10 protein-coding genes are annotated in these 12,370 nt (G+C 62.5%); 7 read left to right on the forward strand and 3 right to left on the reverse strand.

Features of this window, described 5'->3' with window-relative positions:
- The first annotated feature begins 1 nt into the window (after position 1).
- The 3 genes from HRH33_RS19390 (at position 2) to HRH33_RS19400 (ending at position 2,148) form a co-directional block, all read left to right on the forward strand.
- A complete protein-coding gene (locus tag HRH33_RS19390) occupies positions 2-751 on the forward strand; it encodes a helix-turn-helix transcriptional regulator (protein WP_167416908.1) in 750 nt (249 codons plus the stop codon).
- Positions 752-851: 100 nt separating this feature from the next.
- Positions 852-1,736, forward strand: a complete 885-nt coding sequence (locus HRH33_RS19395) for a DMT family transporter (RefSeq protein WP_167416907.1) — start codon at positions 852-854, stop codon at positions 1,734-1,736.
- Between the two features lie 130 nt (positions 1,737-1,866).
- Positions 1,867-2,148, forward strand: a complete 282-nt coding sequence (locus HRH33_RS19400; protein WP_167416906.1) for a hypothetical protein — start codon at positions 1,867-1,869, stop codon at positions 2,146-2,148.
- Between the two features lie 36 nt (positions 2,149-2,184).
- Here HRH33_RS19400 and HRH33_RS19405 read toward each other — a convergent pair whose 3' ends face one another.
- Positions 2,185-2,472 (reverse strand): Rdx family protein, encoded by a 288-nt coding sequence (locus tag HRH33_RS19405; RefSeq protein ID WP_034138866.1) that lies wholly within the window; start codon positions 2,470-2,472, stop codon positions 2,185-2,187.
- An 84-nt stretch (positions 2,473-2,556) separates the two neighbouring features.
- Here HRH33_RS19405 and HRH33_RS19410 point away from each other — a divergent pair, with 84 nt between their 5' ends.
- Positions 2,557-4,746, forward strand: a complete 2,190-nt coding sequence (locus HRH33_RS19410) for a patatin-like phospholipase family protein (RefSeq protein ID WP_167416905.1) — start codon at positions 2,557-2,559, stop codon at positions 4,744-4,746.
- A gap of 85 nt (positions 4,747-4,831) precedes the next feature.
- Here HRH33_RS19410 and HRH33_RS19415 read toward each other — a convergent pair whose 3' ends face one another.
- Positions 4,832-5,266, reverse strand: a complete 435-nt coding sequence (locus HRH33_RS19415; protein ID WP_034099546.1) for a MarR family transcriptional regulator — start codon at positions 5,264-5,266, stop codon at positions 4,832-4,834.
- A 121-nt stretch (positions 5,267-5,387) separates the two neighbouring features.
- Positions 5,388-7,514: a DNA helicase RecQ gene (recQ, locus tag HRH33_RS19420; protein ID WP_167416904.1), complete on the reverse strand. Its 2,127-nt coding sequence runs from the start codon at positions 7,512-7,514 to the stop codon at positions 5,388-5,390.
- A 274-nt stretch (positions 7,515-7,788) separates the two neighbouring features.
- Between recQ and HRH33_RS19425 the strand changes: the two genes are divergently transcribed.
- The 3 genes from HRH33_RS19425 (at position 7,789) to HRH33_RS19435 (ending at position 12,370) form a co-directional block, all read left to right on the forward strand.
- A complete protein-coding gene (locus HRH33_RS19425; protein ID WP_034099550.1) occupies positions 7,789-8,376 on the forward strand; it encodes a UPF0149 family protein in 588 nt (195 codons plus the stop codon).
- Positions 8,377-8,396: 20 nt separating this feature from the next.
- The gene (locus HRH33_RS19430) at positions 8,397-8,780 is read left to right on the forward strand and encodes a YbaN family protein (protein ID WP_034099551.1); all 384 of its coding nucleotides are present in this window, start codon (positions 8,397-8,399) and stop codon (positions 8,778-8,780) included.
- A gap of 119 nt (positions 8,781-8,899) precedes the next feature.
- Entirely contained in the window at positions 8,900-12,370 is a 3,471-nt protein-coding gene (locus tag HRH33_RS19435; RefSeq protein WP_167416903.1) for a hybrid sensor histidine kinase/response regulator, read from the forward strand.

Genomic DNA, 12,370 nt, shown 5'->3' on the forward strand with positions numbered 1-12,370 from the left:
GATGAGACCGTCCCTCACCCTTCGCCACTACCTCGAAGCGCCCATCGCCCACAGCCATGCGCATGCGCAGTTGGTGTTCGGCCTGTCCGGGCATCTGGATCTGGAGGTCGATGGCCGTGGCAGCCAAGTGCGCGAAAGCAGCGTGATGGTACTGCCCTTCTCTGCCCATCACGCCTGCGGCAGTCGCGATGGCAGCCGCTGCCTGGTGATGGACGTACCCACCGAACATTGGCTGCTGCAGTCCCTGGGCGAACATGCCGACGCGAGCCGACGCCTGCTCGACCAACCCGCGCGCCTGGCCCTGGATGCACGTCAGCACCAGTTGGTGCAGTGGCTGGCCCACAGCCCGGTGGACGACCCGCTGATCGTGCAGCAAGGTTCGGTGTTGCTGCTGGCCAGCCTCAATTCTGCGCAACCCCAGCCCGTGCCAGGTCGACGCTTGCCCTATCCGGCCTTCAATGCCCATATCGAACGGCACGTGGCGCACCCCTTGCAGGTGGCCGATCTGGCGCGCATCGCCGGGCTGTCGGTGGCGCGCCTGCACGCGCGGTTCGTCGTCGAGTGCGGACAGACGCCGATGGACTACATCCGCAGCCGACGCCTGCATAAAGCCCTGAGTCTGCTGCGCGATACCGCGCTGCCCATCGGTGAAGTCGCCGAGCGGGTCGGCTATAGCTCCCAGAGCGCGTTTGCCGCCGCTATGTCCCGTGAGTTCGGCGCGTCTCCCGGCGCGTTGCGGCGCTCGCCTTAGGGCGAGTCCTGCGCTAAAACGCGCGAGCCTCACGACAGACGCCAGCCATCCCAAGCCACTAGACTGCGAGCCTGTCACTCTCGTGGTTTGAAGGAACGCAATGACTCCCCGCACAGCCCTGGGCGCCCTGCATATCGGCGCATTGATGTTTGGCCTTACCGGCGTATTCGGCAAACTGGCGGCCGCTTCGCCGGCCATCATCGTGTTTGGTCGCGCCGTGTTTGCCGTGCTCGCCCTGGCGGTGTTCGCCCGGTTCGCCAGCCGCGCTCCGTGGAAGCACCTGGAGCGGCGCGACTGGCGTCGGCTGCTGGTCAGCGGCGTGTTGCTGGCGGCGCACTGGGTGACATTTTTTCTTGCGGTCAAGGTGGCCGGTGTGGCGGTCGCGACCCTGGGGTTCACGGCGTTCCCGGCGTTTACGGTCATTCTGGAAGGGCTGATATTCCGCGAGCGTATTCGCGCCAACGAAGTACTGCTGGTGGTACTGGTCACGGTCGGCCTGGTGCTGGTGACCCCCGACTTCAACCTGGCCAGTGAAGCCACCGGTGGCCTGCTCTGGGGCATCCTTTCGGGCTTGCTGTTTTCCCTGTTGTCCCTGAACAACCGCGCCGGCTCCGGGCGCATTCCGGCGGTGCAGGCGGCGCTGTGCCAGAACCTGGTAGTCGCGGCGTGCCTGTTGCCGGTGGCCGCACCGGGCCTGGCGCATGTGCGAGCGCTGGACTGGTTGTGGATCGGCCTGCTCGGCGTGTTCTGCACCGGCCTGGCCCACAGCCTGTTTGTCGCCAGCCTGGCGGTGATCAAGGCGCGTACGGCGTCGGTGGTGTTTGCCATGGAGCCGGTCTACGGCATCACCGTGGCGTGGCTGCTGTTTGCCGAAACGCCGAGCCTGCGCATGCTGCTGGGGGGCGCCTTGATCATCGTCGCCATCGTGATTTCCGGCCTGATGAGCAGCGCCGGCCCGGCCAAACAACCGACCGCAACGGCCTGATCTATACTTCGGGCATCCGCAACAGTCTGTCGTCGTTCAACGGATAACGGCTCCTCGACGACAGCCAGGGCATTTTCCGCAGTTGCTGCAAGCGAGTGGTCACTCCCTTAACGCTATGCAGGATTTGATCATGGAAATGTTCATTAGCGTGTTGGTTCAGATCATCAGCGGTGCCGTGGGCGGGAATGTAGCCGGCATGACCAAACAAAGCCTGGGTACCGTACTTAACACGATGCTTGGCGGTGTCGGCGGGCTGGTACTGGGCCAGCTTCTTTCAACGCTGACCGGTACTCCAGGCGGCGAAGCGCTGGATGTGGCGGCCGTTGGCGGCAATATCCTCGGCGGCGGCGTGGGCGGTGCGGTGTTGACCTGGGTCGTCGGATTCATCAAACAGAAGTTGGACGCCAAGTAGCGCTCAGTTCACCGCCCCTTGCACGGGGCGGTGACGTCATTGGGTACGGTCGTTGTGGCCCAGATCGCGCGCCGGGGCGATCTGGTCGCGCACCCGCTGCTTGAGCACCTTGGCCTCGGGGAAACCGCCGTCGGCCTTGCGCTCCCAAATCTGCACACCGTCACAGGTGATATGGAACGTGCCACCGGTAGCCGGCACCAGTGAGACCTTACCCAGGTCGTCGGCAAACGTGCTCAGCAGTTCCTGGGCCAGCCACGCGGCACGCAGCAGCCACTGGCATTGGGTGCAATAGGTGATGACGACCTCGGGTTTAATCGACGACATAATTTGACAGGTTCCTGGCATAACGGGCGCGGAGGATCGGGTGGCTATAATAGCGGCCTTTATCGTCCAGCTCCGAGATTCAAGATGCGCCGCCTGCTGTCCTGCCTGTTTTTGTGCCTGCTCCCCCTCCTTGCCCAAGCCGTGGACGCTCCGCGCCCGAAGGTCGGCCTGGTGCTGTCTGGCGGCGCCGCCCGGGGCCTGGCCCATATCGGGGTGCTCAAGGCGTTGGAAGAGCAAGGCATCCAGATCGATGCGATCGCCGGCACCAGCATGGGCGCGGTGATTGGTGGGCTGTATGCCTCCGGCTACAAGATCGACGAGTTGGAAAAACTCGCATTGAACATCGATTGGCAACAGGCGCTCTCCGACGCACCGCCGCGCGAAGACGTGCCGTTTCGCCGCAAGCAGGATGACCGGGACTTCCTGGTCAAGCAGAAGCTCAGTTTCCGCGATGACGGCAGCCTCGGCCTGCCGCTGGGGGTGATCCAGGGCCAGAACCTGGCGCTGCTGCTGGAAAGTATGTTCGCCCACAGCAGCAACACCCGCGATTTCGACAAACTGCCGATCCCGTTCCGCGCGGTGGCCACCGATATCACCACCGGTGAAAAAGTTGTGTTCGGCAAGGGCCACTTGCCCAAGGTGATCCGCGCGAGTATGTCGATCCCAGCCGTGTTCGCCCCGGTGGAGCTGGATGGCCGGCTGCTGGTGGACGGCGGCATGACCGATAACATCCCGCTGGATGTCGCGCGGGAGATGGGCGTGGATATCGCCATCGTGGTGGACATCGGCACCCCGCTACGCTCGCGCAAGCAACTGGCCACGGTGGTGGACGTACTCAACCAGTCCATCACCCTGATGACCCGGCGCAATTCCGAAGAGCAACTCAAAGCCCTGCAACCCAGGGACGTGCTGATCCAGCCGCCGCTAGCAGCCTACGGCGTGACCGATTTCGGCCGCGCCAAGGACATGATCAACGCCGGCTACCGCGCCACCCGCGCCCTCGACGTGCGCCTGGCCCACCTGCGTCCGGCTGAGCCGATCGACCCGCAGCTGGTGGCCGCGCGCACGCCGGGCGAGCGCACCCCGGTCATCACCGCCATCACCGTGGAGAACGACTCGAAAGTCAGCGACGACGTGATCCGCTACTACATCCGCCAACCCTTGGGCGAACCGCTCAATCTGGGTCGCCTGCAAACCGACATGGGCACCTTGTATGGCCTGGACTACTTCGATCAGGTGCAATACCGCGTGATCAAGAAAGGCCAGGACAACACCCTTGTAATCAGCGCCCGCGGCAAACGCAGCGGCACCGACTACCTGCGCCTGGGGCTGAACCTGTCGGATGACATGCGCGGCGACAGCGCCTTCAACCTGGGTGCCAGCTACCGCATCAACGGTATCAACCGCCTTGGCGCGGAATGGCTTACGCGCGTGCAGATCGGCGACCGCCAAGAGCTGTACAGCGAGTTCTACCAGCCGATGGACGCTGGTTCGCGTTACTTCGTCGCGCCCTATATCAGCGCCCAGGCACAGAACGTCGAGCTGATCCTGGATAACGACCCCATCTCCGAATACCGCCTGGAACGTTACGGCTTCGGCCTGAATGTGGGGCGGCAGATCGGCAATAGCGGCGAGATTCGCTTCGGTGTCGGCGAAGCCTGGGGCCAGGCGGACGTACGCATCGGCGACCGCGACCTGCCGAGCGTGAGCTTCAGCGAAGGCTTCTATGAGCTGAAATACTCCTTCGACTCTCTGGACAACGTGTACTTCCCCCACTCCGGTGAAGACATCGGCCTGGCTTATCGCGAATTCGAACCGGGGTTAGGCTCGGATCAACGCTACCGTCAATGGGAGTTCAAACTCGACAAAGCCATGAGCCACGGCCCGGACACTCTGGTGCTGGGCGGACGTTACGGGCGCACCCTGGATGATTCGGACGTGGTGATTTCCAGCTTCCTGCTCGGCGGTGCCAGACAGCTGTCAGGCTTTCGCCAGGACGCGATCTCGGGGCAAAACATCAGCCTGATGCGCGCCGTGTACTACCGCCGACTGACGCCGCGTTCGTACTTGCCGCTGGATTTCCCGCTGTACCTGGGCGCGTCTCTGGAACGTGGGCGGGCGTGGAACAACGACAATGAATTCGACAGCGGCTATATCAACGCCGCGAGCGTTTTCCTCGGGTTCGACACACCACTGGGGCCGCTGAATTTCAGTTATGGATTCAACGATGACAACCAGAAGGCGGTGTACCTGAACCTGGGGCAGACTTTCTAGGGGTCAGCGCACCTACGGTCAATGCGGCAGGTTTTCAAGATGGGGTGAGCCTGCTCATCACAACAGGCTCAGCCATCTGCGCAGCTCAGGACTTTTCCAGATTCGCCAGAATATGCGCATGCACCCGCATGCACACACGCAGGTCCGCCTCGTTTACGCCGGCAAACAGCTCGTGACGCAACTCGGTGGCAATGGTTTCAATTTGATCGATCAGAGGACGGGCGCTGTCGCACAGCAAGATGCGCTTGGCGCGGCGGTCTTCGAGCACCGCCTGGCGTTGCACCAGGCCCTGGCCTTCAAGGCTGTCGAGCAGCCTTGCGAGGGTCGGCCCCTCTACCCCGACGCTCTGGGCCAGCTCACGCTGAGTAGGAGCTTCTTCGAAACGGGCCAGGTGCAACAGCACCAGCCAACGCGCCTGGGACAGGCCCAGCCCCGCCAAACGGCGGTCCAGCTCGGCGCGCCAACCTCGGGACATCTGCGCCAACTGCATGCCAAAACGGTGTTGATCGGTTAACGGCATAAAAAACTCATGTTTTAGACTGAAAATAAAATGTGGCTAATTATTAGTCAGCTAAGCATGAGCCTTGCCCTTAGGCAAGCGCCGCTCAGTACTGATCTGTGACATTGTCGTAATTGACACATTAAATTTCGAATTCTGACTGCAAAGCGGCCCGCACGCAGTACAGAACCCCCTCCGGCACACGCCCGGTAAACAACGGTGCGATCTCGGCGACAGCTGGCAATTCGCCTTCGCCGTCGAGGAAAGCGTCCTGGATCTCACCCAGCAAATCTTCCGGTAAATCCAGTGCTTGCTCCAACGACAACTGTTGCTTGCCGATGGATTCGGCAAGCAAGGTGTAGACGTTTTTTTCCGAGCATTGCAGTTGGCCGGCGATCTGGATCGGGGTCATGCCGGCGCGGGCCAGGCTGATCAATTCGTGGCGAATGTCGGCCACTTCCCTGGGCGCCTCGGCCTGACCACCGAGCACTTCGAGAAAGGCCTGGCCATAGCGCTCCAGCTTGCGCGCGCCCACGCCGCTGACGCGGGCCATTTCCGCCAGGGTGGCGGGTTGCTCGCGCAGCATCTCCAGCAAGGTGGAGTCCGGAAAGATAACGTACGGCGGCACACTGTGTTCCTGTGCCAGTTTGCGCCGCAGGGCACGCAAGGCTTCCCACTGCTCGCGCTCTTCCCCGCGCACCAGTTGGCTGGCCTGGCTGGTGCTGCTTTTGGCGGTGGTCTGCGGCTTGAGATCGCGGCGCAGTTCCAGGCTCACTTCACCCTTGAGCAGTGGCCGGCAACTGTCGTTAAGGCGCAGCCCGCCGTACCCTTCAAGGTCGATGTCCACCAGGCCGCGAGCCACCATTTGTCGGAACAACGAGCGCCACTCGCCTTCGGCGCGGGCCTTGCCGACGCCGTAAACCGAGAGTTTTTCGTGGCCAAAGCTGCGAACTTTTTCGTTGTCCTTGCCCAGCAACACATCCACTAGATGGCCCACGCCGTAACGCTGACCGGTTCGGTAGATCGCCGACAACCCCTGGCGCGCCGGTTCGGTGGCGTCCCAGGTCTGCACGCCGTCCACGCAGTTGTCGCAATGCCCGCAGGGCTCGGGCATGTCTTCGTCGAAATAGGCCAGCAGCGTCTGACGGCGGCAACGGGTCTCTTCGCACAGCGAGAGCATGGCATCGAGCTTGTGCTGTTCCAGGCGCTTGTGGCGCTCATCGCCTTCGGAGTTCTGCAGCATTTGCTTGAGCATCACCACGTCCTGCAGGCCGTAGACCATCCACGCATCCGCCGGCAGACCATCACGGCCGGCACGTCCGGTTTCCTGGTAATAAGCTTCCAACGACTTGGGCAGGTCCATGTGGGCGACAAAGCGCACGTTGGATTTGTCGATGCCCATACCAAACGCAATGGTCGCCACCATGATCAAACCTTCCTCATTGAGGAAACGCTTCTGGTGATAGGCGCGCAGTTCGTTCGGCAGGCCGGCGTGATAAGGCAAGGCTGGGAAACCCTGTTCACACAGGAACGCGGCCACTTCGTCGACTTTCTTGCGCGACAGGCAATAGACAATGCCCGCATCGCTGCGCCGCTCGGACAGGAACGCCAGCAGCTGCTTGCGCGGCTGCTCCTTGGGCACGATGCGGTAAAAAATATTCGGCCGGTCGAAGCTCGACAGGAAGCGCTCGGCGTTCTGCAAATGCAGGCGTTCGACGATTTCTTCGCGGGTACGTTTGTCGGCCGTGGCGGTCAGCGCAATGCGCGGCACGTCGGGAAACAGTTCCGCCAGTTGGCCCAGTTGCAGATATTCGCGCCGGAAATCGTGGCCCCATTGCGAGACGCAGTGCGCCTCATCAATCGCGAACAGGGCAATTTCCAGTCCCTGCAGGAACGCCAGCATGCGCGGCTGCACCAGCCGCTCCGGGGCGAGGTAGAGCATTTTGACTTCACCGCGTTTGATCCGCGCGGCCAGGTCGCGTTGCTGCTCGGCGCTGAGGGTGGAGTTCAGGGAAGCAGCGGCCACGCCGAGTTCTTCAAGGGTTGCCACCTGGTCGTCCATCAAAGCGATCAACGGCGATACCACCACCGCCAACCCGTTGCGCAACAGCGCCGGCACCTGGAAGCACAACGACTTGCCGCCGCCGGTAGGCATCAGCACCAGGGCATCGCCGCCACTGGCCACGCGCTCAATGATCGCACCCTGACGGCCACGAAAACTGTCGTAGCCGAAGATGTCCTTGAGGACGCGTTGAGCCTGCTCGAGCATGTAGAACTCCAAAAAAGTGCCGAAACCCTCCGTATAGGCTGGCCGAAAAAAAACGCGGCCTCGGAAAATAATCCGTAAGCGAAGTTTTCTCGGGCGGGCTCCTGGCCGGTAGGGGCATCACAAAACGCGGCAGTATACCCGAGCGTCATCCGGCAAAGGGCGCCACTGACGAATTGCAGCCCGTCTTTAAAACCGGGCAAATGTGCATGGCGGCTGGCCTGTGGACGCAAGAACGCCTAGAATTCAGCATCGTTTATCCCCAAGGTAGTCCTTCATGTCCTTCGCTGAGCAACTAACCCGCCTGCAAGCCTTCCTCGACGCCGATGAGCTGCATGAGGAGGCGCTGGACTATGTGGCCGCCCACGGCTACCTGACCGCACTGTCCATCTGCTCCGAGGTCGTGCCCGACCGCGAATGGATCGACGCGCTGTTCGCCGAAGAACCCCACTACGCCGACGCCGCCCAGCGCGAAGAAATCGAGTCCACCCTGGTGGCCCTCAAGGCCCATATCGGTCGCCAACTGGCATCCGACGAGGAATTCGAGCTGCCGTGCGAGCTGGACTTGGGCGATGACCCGGACGACTCCGACCTGCGCGGCTGGTGCATCGGCTTTATGGAAGGCGTGTTCCTGCGTGAAGCGGCCTGGTTCGAAACCGCCGAGGAAGAGGTCAGCGAGATGCTGCTGCCGATCATGGTCGGTTCGGGCCTGTTCGAAGAAGAGGCGGAATTTTCCGACATCGCTTCCGACGCCAACCTGATGGACGACATGATCGTACAAATCCCGGAAGCCCTGACCGCCCTGTACCTGCTGTGCAACGCCCCTGATGAAAAACCGGCGATCCTCAAGCCACGTCACCACTGAGTCGCTCGCCCGTGACCCCCATGGGCAAGCGTTCGCCGCTGCTGCGCTACGCACTGCTGGCCATCGGCTGGCTGAGCGTGGCCCTGGGCGTGATCGGTATTTTCCTACCGGTATTGCCCACCACCCCCTTCCTCTTGCTCGCCGCCGCCTGCTTCGCGCGAAGCTCCCCGCGGTTCTACCAGTGGCTAGTGGAACACCCGCGCCTGGGCCCGTGGATTCGTGACTATCTGGATGGCAATGGCATCCCGCTCAAGGGCAAGGTCTACGCCATCGGCCTGATGTGGCTGAGCATCGGTATTTCCTGCTATCTGGTGCCACTACCTTGGGCACGCGGTTTTATGCTGACCAGCGCCGTGCTGGTGACTGTCTATATCCTGCGCCAGAAAACCCTGCCGCCGCGCTGAACGCCGTGTGCGACATAAGATCCCACACGACCTTGGTCGACACTGACTAACCCCGGGCATCGTGCGAGACTGTCCCACCGGGCCTGGAATGCCTGGGCGTTCTTTTGTTCGGAGTTCCCATGACGCTGTCCAGTGGGCTGATCGCCACCGTCGCCCTGGCCTATATGGCCATTATGTTTGCCATCGCTTTCTACGGCGACCGTCGCCATGCGCCACTGCCGCCGCGCATGCGTGCCTGGGTGTACAGTCTTTCGCTGGCGGTTTACTGCACCAGTTGGACCTTCTTCGGCGCTGTCGGCCAAGCTGCCGAACAGTTGTGGGCATTTATACCGATCTACCTGGGACCGGTGCTGTTGCTGGTACTGGCACCTTGGGTCCTGCAAAAGATGGTACTGATCAGCAAGCAGGAAAACATCACTTCCATCGCCGACTTTATCGCGGCGCGGTATGGCAAATCCCAATCCCTGGCGGTGGTGGTGGCGCTGATCTGCCTGGTGGGCGTGCTGCCGTATATCGCCCTGCAGCTCAAAGGCATTGTGCTGGGGGTCAACCTGTTGATCGGCGCCGGGGCCGACACCACCGGCACGCGCGCTCAGGACACCGCGCTGATCGTGTCGCTGGTACTGGCGTTGTTCACCATCGTGTTTGGTACGCGCAACCTCGATGCCACCGAACACCATCGCGGCATGGTGTTGGCCATTGCCTTTGAGTCCCTGGTCAAGCTGTTCGCTTTTCTCGCGGTGGGTGCGTTCGTGACCTACGGCCTGTACGACGGTTTCGGCGACCTGCTCGACCAAGCGATGCTCACCCCTCGCCTGGAGGAATACTGGCAAGAGACCGTTAACTGGCCATCCATGGTAGTGCAGACCGGGGTGGCCATGATGGCGATCATCTGCCTGCCCCGGCAGTTTCATGTGACCGTGGTGGAAAATATCGAGCCTCAGGACCTGCGCCTGGCCAAGTGGGTGTTTCCGGCCTATCTGGTGCTGGCCGCGCTGTTTGTGATCCCCATTGCCCTCGGCGGCAAGATGCTGCTGCCGGCATCGGTACTGCCAGACTCTTACGTGATCAGCCTGCCCATGGCCGAAGCCCATCCAGCGCTGGCGGTACTGGCGTTTATCGGTGGCGCGTCGGCGGCTACCGGCATGGTGATCGTGGCGAGCATCGCGTTATCCACCATGGTGTCCAACGACATGTTGCTGCCATGGCTGTTGCGCCGCTCCAGCGCCGAGCGGCCGTTCGAGGTGTTCCGCCACTGGATGCTGTCGGTGCGTCGGGTGAGCATCGTGATCATCCTGTTGCTGGCGTACGTCAGTTACCGCCTGCTGGGCTCCACGGCGAGCCTGGCGACCATCGGCCAGATCGCCTTCGCCGCCGTGACCCAATTGGCGCCGGCGATGCTCGGCGCGCTGTATTGGAAGCAAGCAAACCGGCGCGGAGTGTTTGCCGGTCTCGCCGCAGGCACGTTCCTGTGGTTCTACACCTTGGTCCTACCGGTTACCGCGAAAAGTCTGGGATGGTCGCTAAGCCTGTTCCCAGGGCTGACGTGGATGCATTCCCACCCGCTGGGGCTGTCCGTGACTTCGCTGACCCTGGGCACGGTGTTCTCCCTGGCGGGCAACTTCACGCTGTTCGTGTGGGTGTCGATGCTGTCGCGCACAAGGGTGTCCGAGCACTGGCAAGCCGGGCGCTTTATCGGCCAGGAAATCAGCCAACGCGCCAGCGCCCGTTCGATGCTGTCGGTGCAGATCAACGACCTGCTCAGCCTGGCCGCGCGTTTTGTGGGTGAAGAGCGCGCGCAGCAAAGCTTTATCCGTTTTGCCTATCGCCAGGGCAAAGGCTTCAACCCCAACCAGAATGCCGACAACGACTGGATCGCCCACACCGAACGCCTGCTGGCCGGCGTGCTCGGCGCTTCTTCGACGCGCGCGGTGGTAAAAGCCGCGATTGAAGGTCGGGACATGCAACTGGAGGACGTAGTACGCATCGCCGACGAAGCCTCGGAAGTGCTGCAGTTCAACCGCGCCTTGCTGCAAGGCGCCATCGAGAACATCACCCAGGGCATCAGCGTGGTGGACCAGTCTCTCAAACTGGTGGCCTGGAACCGGCGTTATCTGGAGTTGTTCAATTACCCGGAGGGGCTGATCAGCGTGGGCCGGCCGATTGCCGACATCATCCGGTACAACGCCGAGCGTGGCCTGTGCGGGCCCGGCGAAGCCGAGGTGCATGTGGCGCGGCGCCTGCACTGGATGCGCCAGGGCCGTGCGCACACGTCCGAGCGCTTGTTTCCCAATGGCCGCGTGATCGAACTGATCGGCAACCCGATGCCTGGCGGTGGCTTTGTCATGAGCTTCACTGACATCACCGCGTTCCGTGAAGCCGAACAGGCCCTGACCGAGGCCAACGAGGGCCTGGAACAACGGGTTACCGAACGCACCCATGAACTGTCGCAGCTTAACCTGGCCCTCACCGACGCCAAGAGCGTGGCCGAAACCGCCAGCCAGTCGAAAACCCGCTTTCTGGCGGCGGTCAGCCATGACTTGATGCAGCCGTTGAACGCCGCGCGCCTGTTCTCCGCCGCCCTCTCCCACCAAAGCGACGGACTCTCCGACGAGGCACGGCAATTGGTGCAGCATCTGGACAGTTCGCTGCGCTCGGCCGAAGACCTGATCAGCGATCTGCTGGACATTTCTCGCCTGGAAAACGGCAAGATCAACCCGCAACGCCAGCCGTTCGCTCTCAACGAACTGTTCGACACCCTGGGCGCCGAATTCAAGGCCCTGGCCCAGGAGCAAGGCTTGCGCTTCCGCCTGCGCGGCAGCCGTTTACGGGTGGACAGCGACATCAAGTTGCTAAGGCGCATCTTGCAGAATTTTCTCACCAATGCCTTCCGTTATGCCGACGGCCCGGTGCTGCTCGGCGTAAGGCGTCGCGGGGGCGAACTCTGCCTGGAAGTGTGGGACCGCGGCCCCGGTATCCCGCCGGATAAGCAAAAGGTGATCTTCGAAGAGTTCAAACGCCTGGACAGCCACCAGACCCGCGCGGAAAAGGGCCTGGGCCTGGGCTTGGCGATTGCCGACGGCCTATGCCGCGTGCTGGGTCACCGCCTGAGTGTGCGCTCATGGCCCGGCAAGGGCAGCGTGTTCAGCGTGAGTGTGCCGCTGGCGCGCAACCAGGCCAGCTCGCAACCCAAGCCAGCACAGGAAAACGGCTTGCCCCTCAGCGGCGCGCAGGTGCTGTGCGTGGATAACGAAGAGAGCATCCTGATCGGCATGCGCAGCCTATTAACCCGTTGGGGCTGCGAAGTGTGGACGGCCAGGGATCAAGCTGAATGCGCGGCGCTGCTGGCCGAGGGGGTACGCCCACAACTGGCGCTGGTGGATTACCACCTGGACCATGGCGAAACCGGCACGGAATTGATGGGCTGGCTGCGCACGCAGTTGGCCGAACCGATTCCCGGCGTAGTCATCAGCGCCGACGGGCGCCCGGAGAGCGTGGCCGAAGTGCATGCGGCGGGCTTGGATTATTTGGCCAAACCCGTCAAGCCGGCGGCGTTGCGGGCGCTGTTGAGTCGGCATCTGCCGTTGTAG

The sequence above is a fragment of the Pseudomonas rhodesiae genome (genome assembly GCF_013285305.1).
GTDB lineage: Bacteria > Pseudomonadota > Gammaproteobacteria > Pseudomonadales > Pseudomonadaceae > Aquipseudomonas > Aquipseudomonas rhodesiae.